The organism is Neiella holothuriorum (assembly GCF_019457915.1).
GTDB classification, from domain to species: Bacteria; Pseudomonadota; Gammaproteobacteria; order Enterobacterales; family Neiellaceae; genus Neiella; species Neiella holothuriorum.
This window is the reverse complement of record NZ_JAHZSS010000007.1, coordinates 24010-45847: the sequence shown is the minus strand read 5'-3', so window position 1 is coordinate 45847 and position 21838 is coordinate 24010. Positions and strand designations below refer to the sequence as shown.

The following is a 21838-nucleotide window of genomic DNA, read 5'->3' as shown; positions in this document are numbered from 1 at the left end:
AAAAAGCCCTGCTTTGCAGGGCTTTTTTTTGTCTGTAACTTAACGGTTTAGCGTACATTTCTAAACCAGCTAACTAACGCAGCAGGTTTGTAAAAATGACATAGACTGAGAAGACTACTACTGTTTTTGAGTCGTCTTACCCATGGTGTTTGACCCGTCTTTAATGCTCGTTGGTGTGGGCTTGTTGTCCATTGCTTGCCAATACATTGCATACCGAATCCATATCCCAGCCATTCTGCCCTTGTTGATTGCTGGCTTGCTTTTAGGGCCCGCGTTTGGCGTGCTTAATCCCGATGCATTATTTGGCGAATTACTTTTCCCTATCGTGTCGCTGTCGGTGGCGATTATCTTGTTTGAAGGCTCGTTAACGCTGCGCTTAAATGATTTGGCAGGCCATGGCGCTATGGTGCGTAACATGTGCTCGTTGGGCGCGTTGGTGACATGGGCGGTATCGTCTCCAATTGCTCACTTTGCTTTAGGCATGAGTTGGCCCATGGCTTTTTTGTTTGGCGCCATTGTGACGGTTACTGGGCCGACCGTGATAGTCCCAATGCTGCGCTCTGTACGCCCCTCTAGCAAGCTTTCGAACATTCTTCGGTGGGAAGGTATCATCATCGACCCCATCGGCGCTCTAGCTGCCGTTTTGGTTTACGAGTACCTGATCTCCACTCAAAATGCAGTGATGCATACCTTAGCCGCGTTTGGCCTGACTTTGGCTGCTGGTTTTGGCATTGGTTTGGTTGTGGGATATCTACTCGGCATTATGTTGCGCAATCGCTGGGTGCCACACTATTTAAAAAATACCGCTGTACTTACCATTATGTTGGGTGCGTTTGCTGCATCCAACGAAATTGCTCATGAGTCTGGCCTGCTGACAGTGACCGTTATGGGGATGTTACTGGCCAACATGAGAGGTGTTGACGTAGAAGATATCCTTGAGTTCAAAGAGACGTTAAGCGTTCTGCTTATTTCGGCTCTATTTATTTTGTTGGCGGCTCGGTTAGAGCTTGGGTCAATCCAGCAACTTGGCGTCGGCGCCGTGTTTGTCGTCGGCGGTATCATGTTGATCGCGCGGCCACTATCGATTTGGCTGTCAGCTATTGGTACCGATTTAAATTGGCGCGAAAAAGTGCTGCTTAGCTGGATTGCGCCCCGGGGAATTGTTGCAGCTGCCGTTTCTGCATTATTTGCGTTAAAGCTTGAAAAATTAGGTTATGCCGAAGCGCACTTACTCGTCCCGATGGTGTTTTTGGTGATCATTGCCACGGTGGTTTTTCAAAGCCTTACCTCTGTCCATGTTGCAAGCTGGCTTGGTGTGAGAGCGCCAAAGCCGCGAGGCGTTTTAATCTTTGGCGGTAGTACCTTTTCTCGCATGCTGGCAGGTGAATTAATTGCCAACGATATCCCTGCGCAAATTGCCGACACCAACTGGGATGGCATTCGGCGAGCACGCATGGACAATATTCCCACTTACTACGGCAATCCTATGTCTGAACATGCTGAGCGTAATTTAGATATGGCTCTATTTGGTGAAGTGTTGGTCTTATCGCCATATAGGCAACTGAACCCGCTGGTCACTTATCATTTTGAGTATGTGCTGGGACAGGGGAGAGTCAGAGGCCTAAGTAGTGTTGAGCAAGAAAGTCGGCCCAGCCACCAAGTCTCTGACAGTTACGCTAGAACCTTAGGCCTGTTTCAGCAGGGACTTAGTTATGGCCAGTTAGCCGGACTCGTTAGTCGCGGATCAGTGATCAAAGCGACTCGGTTATCAGATGAGTTTTCTGAAGATGATTACCTTGAACAATACGGCGACAGGGCGCTTAAGTTATGTGCGGTCAGCGATAGTGGTATATGTCAGTTTTTTGCCCAAGATAGTGAGATAAAACTGAAGCCTGATAGTGTGATCATCAGTCTTATCAGCCCGGAAAAAGAAACAGGCCCAGTAAAATAGCCGGGCCTGTTGGGTGTCATCACCGATTAAACTTGCTTAAAAGGCGTAACGGGCGCCAATGGCGTAGCGAGCATCATTTTGTTGGGCTCGTATCAGCTGCTCATCGTAGCGGCCGTGGATGCGCATATCCTCTTCTAGAATGTTGATTCCTTCAAAGAATACCGACAAGTTTTCATCAAACTCATAGCTCAGGCTCATATCGAGCTGACCATAGGCTTCGGTGAATTGAGGTGCTGGCCCGCCAGCTTCTGCTTGGCCTGTGGCTGACAAGAACTCGTCACGCCAATTGTAGGCTAGGCGAGCCTGCCAACCAAACTTCTCGTAGAACACAGAAAAGTTTGCTGAGTCACTTAAGCCGGGTAGCGCAAATTGCTCTTCGGTATTTTCAACATCGTATTCAGTGTCGCCGCTCACTAAGGTTGCGTTAGCTGCAAAACCAAATCCGGTATCCCATAACCAGTGTTGCCAAGCAATTTCCCACCCATGCACATTAAGGTCTTCCACGTTTTTCGGTGTCGAGATCGCCCATGTGATCACTGGATCGTCATCGGATTGCTCAATAAATCCTTCACTATTGGCGTAACCGTTATCCACCAAATAATTGAAAATGTATTCGTCACTGGCGGTGACCCCATCTGCAGCGGCGGCTGCACGAGCTTCATCTGCGCCGGCACTGTAATACGGGTCGCGCAAGTGATCGTAAGTTTCATAGGTGGTGGTGGTCATGGTGAAGTTTTCCACGTCCTTATTAAACCACCCGACAGACACATAACTTGCTTCGTCGTAGTAATACTCAAGCGATAAATCGATATTGTCGGCACTAAATGGTTTCAATGCCGGGTTACCCGCCGAACCTGTACGCGAGCCAACTTTGGGTTGGCTAGTTAGAGATGTGGTGGCCTTCATATCACTCAATGTTGGCCGAGTTAGGGTTTTGCTAAGCGATACGCGGGCAATCAAGTCATCCACGATTTCCAGCTGTAAATCTAGGTTCGGTAAGAACTCTGAGTAGTCATGCGTTTCGTGACTATAAGTGAACTCCGAGGCGGTTTCTGTATACCACTCCGTCGCACTCATCCAGACGACGCTTTCGGCTTCTTGTTGCAGGCTACTGGCGGTTACATCTGTTTGCTCGTAGCGTGCGCCTAAGGTGACATTAAATGGCATCTCAGCGATTTCAGTTTCAGTGTTGAACTGAACGTAAATGCTCTTTGTTTCTTCCTCAATGGTGTGATCATCGGTCCAATCGCCGGCGGCATAGGTCTCGCCATAGCGTTCTTCAGCTTTCGCCATGGCCGCAGCTTGATCGTAGGTGTAGTAATACGGGATGGCCATATCATTACCGCCACCGGAAAAATCGCCTAGGAAACCGTTGTCGAGTTGCACTAACTCTAAATCATCTTCCCAGATCCCGGTTTCTGAATACCAACCGGCACTATATTGGGCGTAGCTGCCAAGTGCTCTTGTTTCCATGTTGACGTAGGCAATACCAAAATCGATGCTGTCGAGTACATCTGGCATATCAACAAAGTAGCTACCATTCAGCTGAGCTTGCGTCACATCGGTATCGTTGCGACCAGCAACTACACCGGTAAACAGTGATGCATAGTGCTCTGGTTGAAGGTGAATGCCATCGTCACTTTCTTCCGTAAATGTGGCGGAGAGGATTGGAATGTCGCCACTGGTGGCATCATAAGTTTTGTCGGTAACGTTCAAGCCACCCAAGATAAAGAACGTGCTGCTGGCACCATCATCGGTTCCGCGCGAAATTGCATTGGAATCATGGGCATCAAATTCAAGTTCAAGGTCGTCATTAACTTGCCATTTGATATTCAGGCCAAGGGATTTATTGATGTTTTCCGTTGCATTGGTGGTCATGGTGCTGGAGTAATCACCATCCACCTCGGTCGCGTAATCAAAGGTACCGTTTTCGTTCACATGCGCGTTGGTGATGTTACCTAAACCGGAAAACCATAATCCCCAGCTGTCGACGTAACTTTCGTCTTCGAGTTTGGAGTAGGTGTAGTCGGTAGTCACTTCAATATTGTCATTCGGCGCCCATTGAGCAACGAGCTGAGCATTGAATCGTTTACGTTCTACGTCGGTTGTACTGTAGCCAACATTTCGTGCGTAGAAGTAGTTGCCATACGGGTTTTCGTTTTCATCAACCAATGTAGCTGTACCATTTTCAACATTGGTCATGAGTTGTTGAAATTCGGTATCTTCTTCATTGAACTGACGCCAGCCATCGATAGTCGCCGCGTTAATAGTGGTGTTGCGCTCTTTGTATGACGCTGTCAGCCCTAACCCAAAGGTTTTGTCGAGGTAGGTGTCGCTGAAAATGGCCGATAGCTCCGGTGTAATATCATCGCCTGCGCCATCGACGCTACTGTCAACAGACGTGTCGTGGTGGGCTTTTGCTGAGATCGACGCGACAAGTTCATCGGTATCGAATGGACGTGCCGTGGTGATATTGATGGTCGAGCCAATGCCACCAGATGCTACGTTTGCGCGGCCAGTTTTAGAGACTTCAATGCCACTGACGCTCTCGGATGCAATGTTGGCAAAATCGAATGAGCGCGTTGATGAACCACTCGCTTGGGCAGTCGGCATGACCCGATTGTTAAACAGAACCAGGTTATAGTCAGGGCCAAAACCGCGCACGGTTACCTGGCTGCCTTCACCATTTTCTCGGCTAATCGAAACACCGGTAATACGTTGTAGTGACTCTGCAAGGTTGGTGTCAGGGAACTTACCAATGTCTTCGGCGGAAATAGCATCCACAACGCCTGAAGAGCTGCGTTTGGTATCCATGGCTTTAGCCTGGGAACTTCGAATGCCGGTCACTTGAATGACTTCAGTGTCATCTGCAGGGAGAACTGTGTCGGCTGAGTGCGCGGCAAATGCAGCCGATGCACCTAGCAGTAACGATAAACTTGCGGCTAGTTTTGTGGGTTTAAATTTAGTGTGCTTCATCGAACAACTCCATTAATTGTATACATCCTCAATGCCAGCGGGTGAACGTGAACGCTGGATAAATCGGTGGCCTGTCTGTTCACTAAAACACCACCAAGAAAGCGCTTACATCGAGTGATTGAACTTTAAATAGATTGTTGAGGGAAAACTGTTGCTAAGATCACAAGCGTAAAAAGCGTTAAAAAACAATATGTTAAAGGTTTGTTTTGGTTGTTTTGAAAATGTTTCAAAGGTGTTTGTGTTGTTAGTTTGGTGGTGTGTTGTGGTGAGCGTTGTGTGAGTTGCGCGTTTCGATTGTTTGAGGCGCTTGGCTCGGTGGATTTAGTTCCAATTAATTTGGGGTTTGTTGTTAAAGCGGATCTCTACCAAGAGCTGATAGCAACCCAGTAACAAATCGGTGCTTTGTAGCTAAAAAGCAACGTGATGTGTGTAATTCACCGAGTTGCCTTATGGAGCCCGGCACTTGTTACTGATGGCCACGTAAGGTGCAAATGCGAGCCTTGCTCGGTTCAACAATGACGACTAAAACTTAGGTAGGTTGGCCATTGAGCCAATTGCCGTCAAATGACCAAGCGAAGAGGTGAAGCCGTGTCAGATCATACTTATAAACTTACCGAGCTGGTGGGATCATCGCCCGATGGCGTCGAATCTGCCGTTAATAATGCACTTGCCCGCGCGAGCAAAAGTATTCGTAATATGCGCTGGTTTGAAGTGAAGGAAGTTCGTGGCCATATTGATGAAGGGCAAGTGGCGCATTGGCAAGTCACCATTAAGGTTGGCTTTACGCTTGAGGATTAAACGCAATGCTTTGAGCATGTTATGATGCCGCCAGATTTAATTAAGGGCGAGAACTGGCGGTGAATACGTACGCAGCAGCCAAGCTGTTAAAAGAGCTAGGTCATCCGCTTCGGCTCGATATTGTGAAATACCTGCTGCAAAATCAGCAAGGTGTTGCCGTTGGTACTTTGGCGAAACAATTCAAAGTAGCTGACTCGTCGTTATCACATCATATATCAGTATTGGTTACCGCTGGGTTGCTAACCCAGCGGCGTGAAGGCCGACAGTTGTTTTGTTGGCCAAACCGGCCCACGCTCGATGCTCTGGCCCAGTTTGTTTCGGCCGATCTGGCATCGCCAAGCAAGCCGTAATGGCTACTGCTGCCGTTAGTTCAACTTGACTAAAGTGCGCCCGGTCACTTTGCCAGCAACAATCTTGTCGGCCCATTGTGGTACTTGCGCTAAGCTAATTTGCTCGCTGGCTTGCTGATAAAATTCTGCTGGTAATAGCTCTGCAAGTCGGCGCCACGCTTCCTGACGCTTTGCTGTTGGGCACATGACAGAATCCACCCCCGCAAGCGTTACGTTACGCAAAATAAACGGCATGACCGACGTCGGCAATTTGTAATCTGCCGCTAAACCGCAGGCTGCTACAGTGCCATTGTAGTGGGTTTGCGATAGTGCATTGGCTAGAATATTGCCGCCTGCGGTATCAATTACACCGGCCCAACGTTGTTGATCTAAAGGTTTTGCGCGCTCGGCTAATTCGCTTCGGTCAACGATTTGGCTTGCGCCCAGTTTGGTCAGGTAGTCGGCATTTTCAGGACGACCGGTCACGGCGGCAACGGAATAGCCTAATGCACTGAGCAATGCCACCGCAGTTGAGCCAACACCACCTGAAGCTCCGGTTACAAGAATATCGCCGATGCTTTTATCCACTTGGTTATGCTCTAGGGCCATCACACATAGCATCGCGGTGAGACCCGCAGTACCGATGATCATGGTTTGTTCTGGCGTTAAGTTCGCTGGCAACGGCACCAGCCATTTACTTTTCACGCGGGCTTTTTCTGCAAGTCCACCCCAGTGGCGCTCACCAACTCCCCAGCCAGTTAAAATGACTTGATCGCCAGGTTGGTAATCTGCTGAGTCGGATTCAAGTACCGTACCGACAAAATCAATACCCGGTACCATAGGGAATGAGCGAACAATTTTACCTGTACCGGTAATGGCCAAACCATCTTTGTAGTTGATGGAGCTATAGCTGACTTGAACCGTTACATCGCCCTCTGGCAACTGCTCTTCTGACAATTGTTCAATGGCTACCCGTTGTTGTTCATTCTCTTGCAAAATGACTAACGCGTTGAACATGAGATACCTCAAGTGTGTGATGTGAAACGAACGAGTGTAGCGACTGTTCGCCGCTGCGCATTCAAATAGTTAGAGTAAATAATCCAATATTGATTCAAAATAGTTTTCGTGACCAAACGTTAGTCGACTTTAGCGAGTTGGCAACATTATGGTGATGAATCGGTAACTTGCTTGCGTGGGTGCAGGATCATCTTTACGTTGTTGGCCGTTGATGATTTTACTGTTGCCTCATCAAAAGTTTGATGAAGCGTCTGCATTGCATTAACGCAAGCAGGGGAGTTCAATTTTCTCGTTCGATAGGGCTAGTTTCGTAAAGTTTCGATTAAAACTTAGCGATTAGGCGTTATACTACTGCGCTGATTTTTCAAACTGATGGATAGAAGAGTAGCATTATGACAATCAAGCGTATTGGTCACCGTTATAGCGATGCTAAAACCGGTGCAACTTTGGATGTGTGGTTCCCAAAATCAAACAAAGAAATTGCACGTAACTGTTTAGCGGCAAAAGCAGGCATCATCAAAGGTGATTTTGTCACGGTAGAGATTGCTTCAGTTGACGATGCGCCTCAATCTGCAGAAGAAGCTTACCTGCGCCTGCATCTTATCTCTGAGTGCGCGTATCGTCCGCACGAAATTAACTTAGACGGCGTGTTTGGTTTGCTAACCAACGTTGCTTGGACCTCTGCCGGGCCCGTGTTGCCAGCCGAAGTAGAGAACTTACGCGAAGCCATTGCCGAAGAAGCACTGCAATTTAGTGTTACGTCTATTGATAAATTTCCACGCATGACTGACTACGTGATCCCAGAAGGGGTTCGTATCGGTGATGCGGATCGTGTTCGCTTAGGCGCGCACCTTGCTTCTGGTACAACCGTCATGCATGAAGGTTTTGTCAACTTCAATGCGGGCACCCTGGGCAACTCCATGGTTGAAGGCCGTATTAGTGCCGGTGTTGTGGTTGCTGAAGATACTGACATCGGTGGTGGCGCTTCCATTATGGGCACGCTTTCGGGTGGTGGTAAGCAAGTAATTTCTATGGGGCAACGTAACCTGTTAGGTGCCAATGCTGGTTTAGGTATTTCTTTGGGCGACGATTGTATTGTGGAGTCTGGGCTTTACCTGACCGCCGGAACTAAAGTGAAACTGCCTGATGGCTCGATTGTGTCTGCTCGCGAACTAACGGGCGAATCTAAATTGTTGTTCCGTCGCCATAGTCAAACCGGTGAAGTGCAAGCGGTGACCACTGATGGAAACTCTTGGGGTGGATTGAATTCAGCCCTGCATAGCAACGATTAACCGTTCGCATTATTGCAACTTTCGATCGTTGATAAAATCGCTTCCTTTGGAGGCGATTTTTTTGTTCACACAGTAATTTTTATTATCGGGAGAGGCTCTTTTAGCCATGATACCAACGGCGTGTTCATCGCTAAAAGGTAAGCAATTTTCAATTGCGGGGCTACTTAAACAAGCATTGAATCGCGTATGGCTGTATCTGAATAGATGGCGCTGGTGAATGATCCGTTTTTGATCAGTCACCAGCGTTATATCGTCAAGTGGTATTGTTAATACCCACTTTCATGGTGTTATGTTTCGCCATCAAGCAATGAGCAAGTTGCTACCAAAGGTAACCTTGCTCGATGCTGTATTGGTACTCTTCTTCATAGGTCGACAGGTCATAAGGGCTAACCACATTCAACCGAGGCAGGATGTAGTAGCCACTTTGGTATTGGTCCGCATCATCCCCAGAGTACTGATAATAGCCGTGTTCGAGCACGATATGACTGCCATCAGAACGTGTGGCAACTTGCTGCCAGCTACGCTCTTGGCTTAAATTTAGCTCGTCTGAGAAATCTGTATCGCCAAACAGCAACCAGCTATTGTCATCAAGCGCTTGCCAGTTTGCCATGCGCGGCGATGTTTTCAGGTAGATCGCCTCTTCGGTACCAGACTCTACCGAATAGTCACTGTAGCCAGCTATTTGGCTAACTGTGCCGCCCTCGGTCAATTCATACCCTGAGATAGATTCAAAGAATGATTCGGCATCATCCGTTGTTGATGCTAACCAGGTTTCGGTCCAAACCGCGAGTGTCATGGGTAACTCTTGGACTAAATCGTCTGCGAGTGACGCGCTGCCGGGTAAGTTCTCAGCGATCCACTGCACCTGAGACAACTGGTAATCATTCTTGGTGACCGTTAATACTGCACTGAATAGGCCATCGGCTTGTGCGAATGGCTGTATTGTTATATCCCAGTCACTTTTAAGCTCCAGTAAAACGGAACCATTATCGTAGCTCCACTTACCAATTGAGCTTCCATCGCTATCGAGCACGCTATAATTATCCGACAGCTCAACGACTTGGGGGACAAGGAAGGATGCTGATTCTGTAGCTTTCCAGTCTTTGTATTCAGAGACAGTTGGTAGCACCCAGCTACCGATTGGCTCACTCGCCCAGAGTTCGGCGGGCTCAATACCTTGGTGCCATGTGCGCACTTCCATATAGCTTTCGTCATATGTCGGGTACTCTCCTTCCCAATCGGCGTCATAAGACGTCGGGTCGAGGATCTTTTCGACACTGTAGTGAATGACTACTTTTCCGTCCGCCAGCTTAATGATTTGCGGATCAGCATATTGGGTTGTGACATTAAAATTGCCACCTTCAAAGTTGTCGTTAAACAATTGGTTTACGACATCGGAGCCCCAGTAATAGCCAATTGACAACGTGTCGTGGTATTCCACGGCTGTTGATATGACATCGCTATAACTGTTTAAGGCTAAGACGCCGTTTTCGCTAATACTCCACTGCACCAATTGATTTGTTGCTGCACTATCAATGGCATCGTCTTCGTAATACTGAACGTTGATTGAGCCGCTGCCATCACTGTTGAGCGTGAATACGTCGCTACCTTGTGATTTCGCAACCCAGCCCTCGGTTACCGGCAGAGTACTGACATGAGTGCCAACAGCTTCCGCCTCTGTAATAGGTTGAATGACATAGGATGAACTAATGGTATCGGCAAGTGCTTGATTCATTGCATCTGCGAAATTTTCTGTGATTTGTCCGTCGCTGTCTAATTCATCAATATCGGCTAGATATTCTGCCATAGCGCTTTGAACACCATCATTTCCAGATAGCTTATCGACAGCTGTTTTATTGCTTGGAATGTAATCAATGTTGTCACTCAATACTTTGATAAATGAAGCGATATTGGCAAGGGTTTGGGCATTGATCGAGGCTTCTGCCGCAGCGAGTGAGTCATCATCGGTAATGGTAACTCCGCTTTCCAAGCTCAGCAGGTATAGAGCTGTTGTTACGTTTGTTGGTGCGAGGCGACTTAATTGCTCTTGTTGCAACAAATCGTCGCTACCTGCTAGAGAATTCAGGGTGGCAAGCGTTCCAAGGTGGCTATAACGCTCAATATGGGACTGAGAGCCACTGCCTTCAACATGCAGTGTCATAAATTCATCGCCATCGTAATCACCCTCTTCATATTCAATTTCAAGAGAAAATGAACCGTCGGAAATGGTTGTTGTGACGAATTTGTCATTATCGATAAAGAGGGTAACGTCTGCATCGCTTAATATGGAGTCAGCCGCAATGCCTTGAACTGTAAGGGTATAAATAGTTGGTTCGGTGCTAGGAGGAGAGGTTTCTGTTCCACTGGAGCTAGAAGAGCCCCCTCCACAGCCGAATAGGAAAAGCAGTGGTAGCGCAATGAAGGTGCTGCTTAATAGGCGCATTAGGTATCCTTACTACAAATAGGGAAAAAAGACGAGCGCTTGGCATAAGCAAATAAGATGCCAACAAAAAATTGACGGTTTTGTGTGATATCGACGAATATTCTTTGTGAAAACAGGTGATTGGTATGAGCTAAACGTTGCTGCCGGAGCTGCATGAGTCCGCTGTTATGGCTGCTGGCTTAGGTTGCGATAGGTTGGGCTATCAGACGGCTAGACGCAAAAGGGCGCTAATACCGACTTTGGCTTTGGTTTCTGCATCTACAGTTTTTACGATGATTGCAGCATCTAAGCTGTATTTACTGCATGGGGCCAGCAGGCTGCCTGGCACTACCACTGAGCCTGCGGGCACTCGGCCGTGGTAGATTTCATTCGTTTCTCGATTAAAGATGCGAGTGCTTTGGCTGATGACAACACCACTTGAAATGACACAGCCTTGTTCAACTACGACGCCATCTTCAATCACTGAGCGGGAGCCGATATAGCAAGAGTCTTCAATTATGGTTGGGGTGGCCTGCAGAGGCTCCAGCATGCCGCCTATTATAACGCCGCTTGCGAGGTGCACGTTTTTGCCTATTTGCGCACATGAGCCAACCGAAGACCAAGCGCCAAATTGGGTGTGTTCATCAATGTAGGCGCCTGCATCCACGAACGATGGTTGGATACTGGTATTTGGGGCGATATAAGCGCTTTGGTGGCTATGGTTGGCGAATGTTGTGGGGGTATTATCCAAATGGCGACGACTGCTATCGTCAGCCCGCAGGGTGTCATTCAACGGTGCAGACAAAAGAATGGCTTTTTTGACCCATTGATGAACGACCCATTCACCGGCAAATTTTTCGGCAACGCGGAGTTGCCCTTGGGAGAGCAGGGTAAGGGTTTGTTTAACGGCGTCACGCACCTGTTGTTCAGAACAGGTGGGGGTAAACTCGTGTCGCCGTTCAAATGCGGCTTCGATGATGACTTGCAACTCGGTCATCATGTCTCCAATTTAGTGATTAACGTAGTGCTTATTGGCACACCGTTTCATCTTCTAATGCCGCTTCTTTGGTCAGACGACATTTAAGTTGGGCCTTGGTTGCTTCATCAAGCGCTTCGCCTCGCTTGGTCGACAAGCTAAAGAAATCTTCTGCTCGTTCACCCACGGTTGAAATCTTGGCTGAGTGCAGACTGATGTTCATGTCGTGGAACAAGGTGGCAACATCAGCCAATAAACCGGGGCGATCTAATGCAATCAGCTCCAGCATAGTGCGGTTGGGCTTCTCACTCGGGATGAATTTAACCTTAGGCTGGACGTTAAAATTCTTCAACTGACGCGACAATTTAGGAGCAGGGTTGTTGTCGGAGAGATCGTGTTTCAGGCTTTTTGCCAGTGCGTCGATGACTTCATTGATACGAGCTTGGCCGGCCAAAGGGCTGCCGTCGCGCTCAAGCACCACGAAGGTGTCCATTGTCATGCCGTCTTTGGTATTGAGGATTTGTGCGTCATAGACATCGAGGTTTTTGCGATCCAACACATGAACCGTGTGTAAAAACAGCTCGGATTTATCGCGGGTGTGAATAAACAGCTCGGAGCTATCGCGATCGGCAATTTCAGACAATGCTAATAATGGTTCGCTACTGTCACCGTGAGCAATGATCCTCATGGTGTGCCAAGCAACTTGTTCGGGAGTATGGCGTACAAAATATTCAGGCTTGAAGCGCTGCCATAACAAGTCGACCTGCTCGCGTTCCATGTTTTCATCCAACATGGCCATTGCTTTGCTTTGGGTGTCTTCAATGTGGCCGGCAATATCTACATTTTGCTCGAATCCCTCGACCAAGGCGTGATGAGTGCCCTTATAAAGTTCGCGCAGTAGCGCTCCTTTCCAACCATTCCAAAGATTGTCATTGGTAGCTCGGATGTCGGCAATGGTTAAGCAATACAAGTATTTAAGTCGCGTCTGCGTACCAATTTTTTGGGCGAAAGATGATACGACTTGGGGATCTTGAATGTCGCGCTTTTGCGCGGTAACAGACATCAACAGGTGTTTTTTAACTAACCAAGCAACGAGCTCTGATTGGCGTTGGTTATAGCCGTGATGCTTACAGAATTCGATAGCATCTTCGGCGCCTAACTCAGAGTGATCGCCGCCGCGGCCTTTGGCAATATCATGGAACAGTGCGGCTAAAAACAGTAAATCGGGCTCTTCAATTTGGGCCATTACACCCCGCACATGGGGGAATTGCTCGGCAAATTCAGAGCGGGTAGTGCGATACAGGTTTTTGGTCACTCGATAGGTGTGTTCGTCAACCGTAAACGCATGGAAAAGGTCAAACTGCATCTGCCCCACAATGTGTTCCCATGCGGGCATGTAGGCAGCAAGGATGCCATGGCGGTGCATGATGGCGATAGGACGGCCTGGCCCTCTTGGATGGCGCATTAAGCGTACAAACAGCTCTCGGCATTGCGAGACGTCTTGTAAGTAGCCTCGCAGTTGTCGGCGACTAACTCGCAAGCGACGAATGGCGTGAGCAGAAACGCCAGTGACATTTCTGTGATCGGCAATATGCAGTAACAGGCGAATGAAATTCGCTGGAGTTTGAAAAACATTCGGATGACGCAGGCCGATGTTATCGCCTCGCATCAAAAAGTCGTTGTCTAATTCGGTAACTTCCGCTGAGTAGTAAGTATCGAGAAATGCATCGGCAAACAACTGCAGCAGCATCTGATTAAGTTCAATGACGCGGCGAATGGTTTGGTACAACCGCTTCATCATTTTTTCAACTGCCAGATTGCCATCGTCGCAATAACCTAATCCACGCGCGACCTCTGCTTGATAATCAAACAGCAAGCGATCTTCGGCTCGCTTGGTCACCATGTGCAGCACAAAGCGAACTTGCCAAAGAAACTTCTGGCATTGCTCTAGCTCGTCGTGTTCGTCAACGGTTAGAAAGCCGTGTTCAACCAATTGCGACAGTTCATCGGCACCAAAATGGTTTTTAACCACCCAGCCAATGTTTTGAATATCCCGTAAACCACCGGGGTTGGCTTTAACATTGGGCTCTAAGTTGTACGCGGTGTCATGATATTGCTCATGGCGAGCGACTTGCTCTGCCATTTTTGCTTTAAAAAACGTGTCTGAAGGCCAGAATTTTTGCGATTTCACTTCGTGAGCTAATAGCTGGTATGGCGCTTCATCGCCGGCAACCAAGCGTGATTCCATCAGGTTGGTTGCAATGGTGATGTCTTCTTTGCCGAGTGATAAGCAGTCTTTTACCGTGCGCACGCTATGGCCAACTTCTAGCCGCACGTCCCACAAATTGGTGATGAACTGGCTGAGCTTACCTTCCGTTTCGGTGCTGATGGGGCGCTGACTCAAGATCAGCAAATCAACATCGGAATGCGGGTGAAGCTCGCCTCGGCCGTAACCGCCAACGGCAACCAGTGCTAAATCAGCAACATCATGTAAATCGAGTTGCCACCACAGTTGATTTAATAATTGATCGATAAAAACGCTGCGAGCTCTGACCAAGTGAATCACCGATGTGCCTCGGTGGTATTGTGAGCCGAGCCATTCTAGGCTCTGCTCTTGCAACGCCTTAAAGGTCTTGACGCGTTCATTTTTAGGATACTGACTAAAATCGACTTCAAACTGCGGCATGTGATTCTCTTTGTCTTATTGGCGTTGAACGTTTAGCGGTTCGTGAGCACGCGTTCAATCGTCTCGTCACTGCGTAAGGTTAATATCTCACAGCCCGTTTCGGTGACTAAAATGGTGTGTTCCCATTGCGCAGTTTTCTTACCGTCAATGGTGTACACCGTCCAACCGTCATCCTTGTCGAGCTTGGTTTGTTTACGACCGGCATTGATCATGGGCTCGATGGTAAAGCACATGCCCGCTTTTAGCTCGACATTACTATTATTTTTGTAATGAACGATTTGCGGATCTTCATGAAAGGCTGCGCCAATGCCGTGGCCACAGTATTCTTCCACAATGGTATATCGTGCACCGCTTTTCTTTTTCTTCTTCACCAGGTTTTCAATGGTGGTGCCGATTTCACCGAGCTTGGTGCCGGGTTTTACTTTACGAATGGCTTCGTACAAAAATTCTTGCGTGGCGAGACATAAGCGACGGTCGGCTGGAGATATTTCACCGATGTAGAACATTTTGCTGGTGTCGCCGTGGTAACCGTCTTTGATTACGGTGATGTCGATATTTACGATATCGCCATCTTGTAGAATTTGGTTGTTATCCGGGATCCCGTGGCACACCACTTCATTGATCGAGGTACAAATCGATTTTGGAAAGCCATGGTAATCGAGAGGCGCAGGAATCGCATGTTGCTCGTTAACGATGTAATCATGGCAAATGCGATCCAATTCGCCGGTACTGATACCAGCTTTAATGTGTGGCTCAATCATTTCCAACACGTCTGCCGCCAAGCGGCCAGCAATGCGCATTTTTTCGATTTCTTCAGCGGTCTTAATCTTAATATTCATTCACGGGCCCGTTGCCACATAACATCGGGTGTTTAATGCCCGGGTGTGACTGGTTCAGTATCTTTACAAAAACAAGCGACCGATTTGCTGAAATCAGCGGCGGTAGATTGTTCAAAATGGCTGACTATGTTATAAAGCGCGCCGACAATTCGCAAATGCGATTCGCATCACATGAATTGATCACTAGAGTGGTCCGCTCTGCTGTCGTCAAAACGTCACGGAATGGGCTTTAAATAACACACACGTATCGACACATATACCGGGGTGCCTCATTGAGGTCGGTTATATGGGATACGTGGAGGCCTAACCCGAATTGAAGAGGTAATTATGGCAAACGTATCTATGCGCGACATGCTTAAAGCTGGCGTGCACTTTGGTCACCAAACTCGCTACTGGAACCCACAGATGAAGCCTTTCATCTTTGGTGCTCGTAACAAGGTTCATATCATCAACCTTGAGCAAACAGTTCCAATGTTCAATGACGCATTGAACTTCATTTCCAACGTTGCATCTAAGCGCGGCAAGATCCTGTTCGTTGGCACCAAGCGTGCTGCTGGCGAAGCGATCAAAGAGTCTGCAGTTAGTGCGGGTCAGTTCTATGTTAACCACCGCTGGTTGGGTGGCATGCTGACTAACTGGAAAACTGTGCGTCAGTCCATCAAGCGTCTAAAAGACCTTGAAGCGCAAAGCCAAGACGGTACTTTTGAAAAGCTGACCAAGAAAGAGGCGCTGATGCGTGCTCGCGAAATGGACAAGCTGGAAAAAAGCCTTGGTGGTATCAAAGACATGGGCGGCCTGCCTGATGCGATCTTTGTTATCGATGCAGAACACGAACACATCGCCATTAAAGAAGCCAACAACCTGGGTATCCCAGTTGTAGCTGTGGTTGATACGAACTCTTCACCTGCTGGTGTTGATTACGTTGTTCCTGGCAACGATGATGCAATCCGTGCAATTCAGCTGTACACCAGCTCTGTTGCAGCGGCTGCAGTTGAAGGTCGTGACAGCAACACTGTTGCTGCCAAAGAAGGCGACTTCGTAGAAGAAGCCGCGGAGTAAGTAAGGAACACTTTATCCAAGCTAATTAAGGTGAATACGAGGCAGCAAGATTCTTCAGCTCCTTGAGCTTAGGTAACTAAGCGATGGTATGAAGAAGCGCGGCCAACGAAGTAGACGCCTTAATTAAAGCCGGATAAACCCTTATTGATCCAAGCCGATGTATAGTTTTGGATAAAGGGGTCAGTTCTGACCCCTTTTCCATACACCTTGCAAAGTCCAAATTCTGAGGAAAACTGAGATGGCAATTACTGCTGCCCTGGTAAAAGAGCTCCGCGAACGCACAGGCGCGGGCATGATGGATTGTAAAAAAGCGTTAACTGAAACTGACGGTGACATTGATTTAGCAATCGAAAACATGCGTAAGAACGGTCAAGCGAAAGCCGCTAAGAAAGCTGGCAACATCGCTGCTGAAGGTACAATTCTTATCGCTGAAGGTGCAGGTTTTGCTGCACTGGTTGAAGTTAACTGTCAAACAGACTTCGTTGCTAAAGACGAAAATTTCTTGGCTTTTGCTAATAAAGTTGTTGCAGCTGCAGCAGAAGCAAAAACCACTATCGAAGAGTTAGCCGCTAAGTTCGAAGAAGAGCGTATTCAGCTGGTTGCAAAAATCGGTGAAAACATCAACGTTCGTCGCTTAGCGTACGTTGACGGCGCTGTATTAGCTTCATACCGCCACGGCGCCCGTATCGGTGTTGTTGTTGCTGGTGAAGGCGACGCAGAAACACTGAAGCACGTTGCTATGCACGTTGCTGCTTCTAAGCCAGAATTCGTAAAACCTGAAGACGTTCCAGCTGAAGTTGTTGAAAAAGAAAAAGCAATTCAAGTTGAAATCGCGATGAACGAAGGCAAGCCTCAGGAAATCGCTGAAAAAATGGTTACTGGCCGCATGAAGAAGTTCACTGGTGAGATCTCTCTTACTGGTCAAGCCTTCATCATGGAGCCTAAGAAATCAGTTGGCGAAATGCTGAAAGAGAAGTCTGCTTCTGTGACTACATTCATCCGCTTGGAAGTTGGTGAAGGTATCGAGAAGAAAGAAGAAGATTTTGCTGCTGAAGTTGCGGCTCAAATCGAAGCTGCTAAAAAATAAGATAAAGTTTCGAGGTTCTCTCGGAAGTCTTTATACTTAAGCTGCTCAGGTGTATCGTCGGTCCTCGATGGTACACCTTCATTCTTCGCATAGGACGCAAACATGACCACCAACCCTAAATTCAATTATCGTCGCATCCTTCTGAAACTCTCCGGTGAAGCACTAATGGGAGACGAAGGTTTTGGTATTGACCCGCATGTGTTAGACCGCATGGCCTTAGAAGTCAAAGACTTGATAGAAATGGGCATTCAGGTTGGTTTAGTGATTGGCGGTGGCAACTTGTTCCGCGGTGAAAAACTAGCGAAAGCGGGCATGAACCGTGTCGTTGGCGATCACATGGGCATGTTGGCAACACTGATGAATGGTTTGGCAATGCGCGATGCGCTGGCCCGAAACCATGTAACCACCCGTTTAATGTCTGCAATCCCCCTCAACGGCGTGTGTGACACTTACAATTGGGCAGAAGCGATTAGCTTGTTGCGCCAAGGCCGAGTGGTGATTTTCTCTGCCGGTACCGGCAACCCATTTTTTACCACGGATTCTGCTGCCTGCTTGCGCGGTATTGAAATTGAAGCGGACGTGGTTCTCAAAGGCACCAAGGTAGATGGCGTTTACTCTGCTGATCCGGTGACCAACCCAGACGCTGAACTATTCCATACGCTTGATTATTCAGACGTATTGGACAAAGAACTTCGGGTGATGGACTTAGCTGCATTTACGCTAGCCCGCGACCACAGCTTGCCTATTCGGGTGTTTAATATGAACAAGCCGGGCGTGCTGAAACAAATTGTAATGGGTGAGCCAGAAGGCACACTTATTTGCCACACCAAGTAATGGTGTGAGCTCGAATCGTACTGGATAGAAGGTGACACAAAGTGATTGACGATATTAAAGCTGATGCGAAGACTCGCATGGAAAAAAGCATTGAATCGCTGAAAGGCCAGATGGCCAAAATTCGTACAGGCCGCGCCCATCCAAGCCTGCTCGATAACATCTCTGTTTCTTACTATGGCGCTGCCACTCCTCTCAACCAAGTTGGTAACGTAACGGTTCAGGATTCTCGTACCCTAGCTGTGACCGTGTTCGATAAGAGCATGATTCAAGCTGTTGAGAAGGCCATTATGAGCTCTGATTTGGGCTTGAACCCAAATTCAGCCGGTACGGTTATCCGTATTCCATTGCCTCCGCTGACAGAAGAGCGTCGTAAAGATCTGATCAAAGTGGTTCGCGGTGAAGCTGAATCTGGTCGTATCGCCATTCGTAACATTCGTCGTGATGCCAACAGTGATTTCAAATCATTGTTGAAAGAAAAAGAAATTTCTGAAGACGAAGAACGCAATGCAGTTGACGACATTCAAAAACTGACCGACACGTTCATCAAAAATGTTGATGAGCTGCTTAAAGTGAAAGAAGCAGAACTTCTTGAAATTTAATCGCTCGCTTGGTTAACTTGATGATTACGCCGCACCTCCGATGGAGCGGCGTTTTTTTATACCAATTCTACTGACGCATTTGACTGAATCGTTAGCAGAATTTGTATGATATCTTGTGATTTTTTAATGGATTGAGAATGGCAGACTCGGAGCAAGCTGGTAACCAATACCCGATTAAGCACGTTGCCATCATTATGGATGGTAATGGTCGCTGGGCTCAGCAGCGCAATAAGCCGCGGATTTTTGGCCATAAATCAGGTGTTCAGTCTGTTCGAAATGCTGTCCGATTTGCCGGCTCCAAAGGCATTAAAGCTCTCACTCTCTACGCCTTTAGCAGTGAAAACTGGCGCCGACCTAAAAAGGAAGTTGGCGTGCTGATGGAGCTCTTCATGAGTGTTTTAACGAGTGAAGTGAAACGGCTCCATAAGAACCAAGTTCGTCTAAAAATCATTGGTGATATTTCTCGCTTTAGTGACAAGTTGCAGCAAAAAATAACAGAAGCCGAAGAACGAACGGCTAACAATCAAGGCTTATTACTTAATATTGCCGCTAATTACGGTGGTCGCTGGGATGTGGTCGATACCACCAAGCGAATTGCCGCGCAGGTTAAATCTGGCGAATTACAAATTGATGACATTGATGAAGTCATGTTTGCCGAACAAACCTGTTTGGGCGGTGTGCCCGATCCTGACTTGATGATTCGTACCGGTGGCGATCATCGCATTAGCAACTTCCTCATTTGGCAAGCTGCCTATACTGAATTCTATTTCACCGATACCCTCTGGCCCGACTTTGATGAAACCGTGTTTGAACAAGCGATCCAATCATTTTTGCAACGCGAACGCCGCTTTGGCTGTACCGGCGAGCAAGTGCAGAAACCCGACGCTGTGACACACGGGGAAGAATAAATGTTAAAACTTCGAATTCTCACGGCGTTGGTTTTGTTGCCGCTCGCATTGGCAGGAATTTTCTTACTGTCGGATACCGGTTTTGAAATTGCCATTGGTTGTATTCTCATGCTGGCGGCTTGGGAGTGGGGCACCCTAATGGGAGGCTTAAAGCGCCGGTTGCGCACCATTTATGGTGCTGCATCAGTTGCCATTGTTGCAGCTGTACTCGCTTCTAGCCTTGCCGGTAACCATTGGCATGGGGTTGATTTGGCTGATTGGTTCGTCATTGCCCTCTGGTTGGCGATGGCTTGGTGGACGATCGCCTTGATCTTAGTTTTAGTCTATCCGTCGGCACAGCCGATGTGGCGTAGTTGGCCAGCAAAGGCGGTTATAGGCTGGCTTACACTCATCCCGTGGGGGCTAGCGATGATCGCATTGCGGTCTATTCCCTCAGAGCAGTCTTATACCGGTATTGCCCTGTTACTCATGGCGCTATTGTTAGTTTGGGCGGCTGATACCGGTGGTTATATCTTTGGTCGCGCATTCGGTAAGAACAAACTACTGCCTCGCGTCAGCCCTGGCAAAACGGTTGAAGGGCTGCTCGGCGGCCTGCTGTTAGCAACACTCATTGTGCTTGGTGGTCTGTGGTACTTCCCGGCAGCTTCTGAAAACCTTGGTGTTTATTTAGCGTTTTGTTACTTGAGCGTGATTGCTGGCGTGCTCGGCGATTTGGTTGAAAGTATGCTCAAGCGTGATGCGGGTATTAAAGACAGCGGCAATATTTTACCAGGCCACGGCGGTATTTTAGATCGTGTTGATAGCCTGACTGCAGCTATTCCGGTGTTTACTCTCGGCGCGATTTACTGGGCGGTTTAACCATGGCTTTACAGCAACTCACGGTCTTGGGCGCAACCGGCTCTATCGGCGTCAGCACCCTTGATGTGGTTCGCCGTCATCCCGAACATTTTCAAGTATATGCACTATCTAGTCACTCTCGAGTAGCGGAGCTGCGCCAATTGGTGCTGGAATTCCGACCACAAGTGGCGGTCGTTGCAACTGCCGAACAAGCGACGTGGTTACAGCGCGAGCTAGCTGAGCTAGCACCGGCAACTCAAATTGCTCACGGTGCCGATGCGCTGGTGGATATTGCATCTGCACCAGAAGTCGACCAGGTGATGGCAGCCATTGTCGGCGCGGCCGGATTGCTGCCAACCTTGGCTGCCGCTAAAACCGGAAAGCGGGTCTTGCTGGCGAACAAAGAATCCTTGGTGTCTGCTGGTCAATTGTTTATGGATGCGGTTCGAGAGCACGGCGCTGAGTTGCTGCCTATCGATAGTGAACACAATGCCATCTTCCAATGCTTGCCAGCCCAATGGCAGCAACGTCAACGCGGCGATTTATCTGCGTCTGGCATCAGCAAGATTTTGCTGACCGGCTCGGGCGGCCCTTTTCGCGAAACCCCGATTGCCGAATTAACCGATAAAACTCCGGCACAAGCCGTTGCCCATCCCAACTGGTCGATGGGGCAAAAGATTTCAGTCGATTCTGCCACCATGATGAACAAAGGCTTGGAATTTATTGAAGCCTGTTGGTTGTTTGATGCCAAGCCCGAACAAATTGAGGTAGTGCTGCATCCTCAGTCGGTCATTCACTCGATGGTGCAATACACTGATGGTTCGGTATTGGCGCAACTTGGTCAACCTGACATGCGCACGCCTATCGCCCATGCCATGCTGTTCCCTAACCGAGGAACATCCGGCGTTGAGCCTCTTGATTTTGCCAGTATTGCCAAACTCGAGTTTCTAACGCCTGATTTCGATCGTTATCCATGCTTGAAACTTGCGATTGATGCCTGCCATGACAGCCAAGAAGCCTGTACCCTATTGAACGCGGCGAATGAAGTGAGCGTGGCACAGTTCTTAGCTGGCCATATTCGTTTTACTGATATTGCCAAAGTGAATGGCGAGGTAATGATGCGAGGCTCAGATATTCGTATTGCCTCTATTGACGATGTGCTGGCACTTGATCAGCATGGTCGAGCGATGGCTCAGCAATGTTGTACGGCTAATCAGGGCTAAGGGTT

At 48.2% G+C, this 21838-nt stretch carries 17 protein-coding genes; 11 read left to right on the top strand and 6 right to left on the bottom strand.

Features of this window, described 5'->3' with window-relative positions:
* The first annotated feature begins 142 nt into the window (after positions 1-142).
* Positions 143-1951 (top strand): cation:proton antiporter, encoded by a 1809-nt coding sequence (locus K0504_RS07640; protein ID WP_225918037.1) that lies wholly within the window; start codon positions 143-145, stop codon positions 1949-1951.
* A gap of 36 nt (positions 1952-1987) precedes the next feature.
* Here the strand turns inward: K0504_RS07640 and K0504_RS07635 are convergent, their stop codons facing one another.
* Positions 1988-4927, bottom strand: coding sequence for a TonB-dependent receptor (locus K0504_RS07635; RefSeq protein ID WP_220103591.1), 2940 nt, complete (start codon positions 4925-4927; stop codon positions 1988-1990).
* Positions 4928-5515: 588 nt separating this feature from the next.
* On the opposite strand from K0504_RS07635, the gene K0504_RS07630 reads away from it, so the two are divergent.
* Positions 5516-5725, top strand: coding sequence for a dodecin (locus K0504_RS07630; RefSeq protein ID WP_449867075.1), 210 nt, complete (start codon positions 5516-5518; stop codon positions 5723-5725).
* Positions 5726-5784: 59 nt separating this feature from the next.
* Positions 5785-6075: an ArsR/SmtB family transcription factor gene (locus K0504_RS07625; RefSeq protein ID WP_220103589.1), complete on the top strand. Its 291-nt coding sequence runs from the start codon at positions 5785-5787 to the stop codon at positions 6073-6075.
* 15 nt (positions 6076-6090) lie between these two features.
* Here the strand turns inward: K0504_RS07625 and acuI are convergent, their stop codons facing one another.
* Positions 6091-7071: an acrylyl-CoA reductase (NADPH) gene (gene acuI / locus K0504_RS07620; protein ID WP_220103588.1), complete on the bottom strand. Its 981-nt coding sequence runs from the start codon at positions 7069-7071 to the stop codon at positions 6091-6093.
* A gap of 392 nt (positions 7072-7463) precedes the next feature.
* Here acuI and K0504_RS07615 point away from each other — a divergent pair, with 392 nt between their 5' ends.
* Positions 7464-8363 (top strand): DapH/DapD/GlmU-related protein, encoded by a 900-nt coding sequence (locus K0504_RS07615; protein WP_220103587.1) that lies wholly within the window; start codon positions 7464-7466, stop codon positions 8361-8363.
* Positions 8364-8682: 319 nt separating this feature from the next.
* Here K0504_RS07615 and K0504_RS07610 read toward each other — a convergent pair whose 3' ends face one another.
* From K0504_RS07610 to map, 4 genes are all read right to left on the bottom strand, one after another.
* A complete protein-coding gene (locus K0504_RS07610) occupies positions 8683-10806 on the bottom strand; it encodes a hypothetical protein (RefSeq protein WP_220103586.1) in 2124 nt (707 codons plus the stop codon).
* Positions 10807-11008: 202 nt separating this feature from the next.
* The gene (locus tag K0504_RS07605) at positions 11009-11782 is read right to left on the bottom strand and encodes a 2,3,4,5-tetrahydropyridine-2,6-dicarboxylate N-succinyltransferase (RefSeq protein ID WP_220103585.1); all 774 of its coding nucleotides are present in this window, start codon (positions 11780-11782) and stop codon (positions 11009-11011) included.
* Positions 11783-11813: 31 nt separating this feature from the next.
* Positions 11814-14447, bottom strand: coding sequence for a [protein-PII] uridylyltransferase (gene glnD / locus K0504_RS07600; RefSeq protein WP_220103584.1), 2634 nt, complete (start codon positions 14445-14447; stop codon positions 11814-11816).
* A 32-nt stretch (positions 14448-14479) separates the two neighbouring features.
* Positions 14480-15286 (bottom strand): type I methionyl aminopeptidase, encoded by an 807-nt coding sequence (gene map / locus K0504_RS07595; protein ID WP_220103583.1) that lies wholly within the window; start codon positions 15284-15286, stop codon positions 14480-14482.
* A gap of 327 nt (positions 15287-15613) precedes the next feature.
* On the opposite strand from map, the gene rpsB reads away from it, so the two are divergent.
* The 7 genes from rpsB to ispC all read left to right on the top strand — a co-directional run bounded on the left by rpsB (position 15614) and on the right by ispC (position 21833).
* Positions 15614-16345 carry a 30S ribosomal protein S2 gene (rpsB, locus tag K0504_RS07590; protein WP_220103582.1) on the top strand — a complete coding sequence of 244 codons (732 nt, stop codon included), beginning with the start codon at positions 15614-15616 and terminating at the stop codon, positions 16343-16345.
* Positions 16346-16583: 238 nt separating this feature from the next.
* Entirely contained in the window at positions 16584-17432 is an 849-nt protein-coding gene (tsf, locus tag K0504_RS07585; protein WP_220103581.1) for a translation elongation factor Ts, read from the top strand.
* Positions 17433-17534: 102 nt separating this feature from the next.
* Complete coding sequence (pyrH, locus tag K0504_RS07580; protein WP_220103580.1) at positions 17535-18266, top strand: UMP kinase; 732 nt, start codon at positions 17535-17537, stop codon at positions 18264-18266.
* 41 nt (positions 18267-18307) lie between these two features.
* Positions 18308-18865: a ribosome recycling factor gene (gene frr, locus K0504_RS07575; protein WP_220103579.1), complete on the top strand. Its 558-nt coding sequence runs from the start codon at positions 18308-18310 to the stop codon at positions 18863-18865.
* Positions 18866-19002: 137 nt separating this feature from the next.
* A complete protein-coding gene (uppS, locus tag K0504_RS07570; protein ID WP_220103578.1) occupies positions 19003-19773 on the top strand; it encodes a polyprenyl diphosphate synthase in 771 nt (256 codons plus the stop codon).
* Positions 19774-20631 (top strand): phosphatidate cytidylyltransferase, encoded by an 858-nt coding sequence (locus tag K0504_RS07565; RefSeq protein ID WP_220103577.1) that lies wholly within the window; start codon positions 19774-19776, stop codon positions 20629-20631.
* A gap of 2 nt (positions 20632-20633) precedes the next feature.
* Positions 20634-21833 carry a 1-deoxy-D-xylulose-5-phosphate reductoisomerase gene (ispC, locus tag K0504_RS07560; RefSeq protein ID WP_220103576.1) on the top strand — a complete coding sequence of 400 codons (1200 nt, stop codon included), beginning with the start codon at positions 20634-20636 and terminating at the stop codon, positions 21831-21833.
* Positions 21834-21838 lie beyond the last annotated feature (5 nt).

Coding starts and splice junctions, on each gene's coding strand:
- K0504_RS07640 (WP_225918037.1), top strand. CDS start 143: ATGGTGTTTGACCCGTCTTTAATGCTCGTTGGTGTGGGCTTGTTGTCC.
- K0504_RS07635 (WP_220103591.1), bottom strand. CDS start 4,927: ATGAAGCACACTAAATTTAAACCCACAAAACTAGCCGCAAGTTTATCG.
- acuI (WP_220103588.1), bottom strand. CDS start 7,071: ATGTTCAACGCGTTAGTCATTTTGCAAGAGAATGAACAACAACGGGTA.
- K0504_RS07615 (WP_220103587.1), top strand. CDS start 7,464: ATGACAATCAAGCGTATTGGTCACCGTTATAGCGATGCTAAAACCGGT.
- K0504_RS07610 (WP_220103586.1), bottom strand. CDS start 10,806: ATGCGCCTATTAAGCAGCACCTTCATTGCGCTACCACTGCTTTTCCTA.
- K0504_RS07605 (WP_220103585.1), bottom strand. CDS start 11,782: ATGACCGAGTTGCAAGTCATCATCGAAGCCGCATTTGAACGGCGACAC.
- glnD (WP_220103584.1), bottom strand. CDS start 14,447: ATGCCGCAGTTTGAAGTCGATTTTAGTCAGTATCCTAAAAATGAACGC.
- map (WP_220103583.1), bottom strand. CDS start 15,286: ATGAATATTAAGATTAAGACCGCTGAAGAAATCGAAAAAATGCGCATT.
- rpsB (WP_220103582.1), top strand. CDS start 15,614: ATGGCAAACGTATCTATGCGCGACATGCTTAAAGCTGGCGTGCACTTT.
- tsf (WP_220103581.1), top strand. CDS start 16,584: ATGGCAATTACTGCTGCCCTGGTAAAAGAGCTCCGCGAACGCACAGGC.
- pyrH (WP_220103580.1), top strand. CDS start 17,535: ATGACCACCAACCCTAAATTCAATTATCGTCGCATCCTTCTGAAACTC.
- uppS (WP_220103578.1), top strand. CDS start 19,003: ATGGCAGACTCGGAGCAAGCTGGTAACCAATACCCGATTAAGCACGTT.
- K0504_RS07565 (WP_220103577.1), top strand. CDS start 19,774: ATGTTAAAACTTCGAATTCTCACGGCGTTGGTTTTGTTGCCGCTCGCA.
- ispC (WP_220103576.1), top strand. CDS start 20,634: ATGGCTTTACAGCAACTCACGGTCTTGGGCGCAACCGGCTCTATCGGC.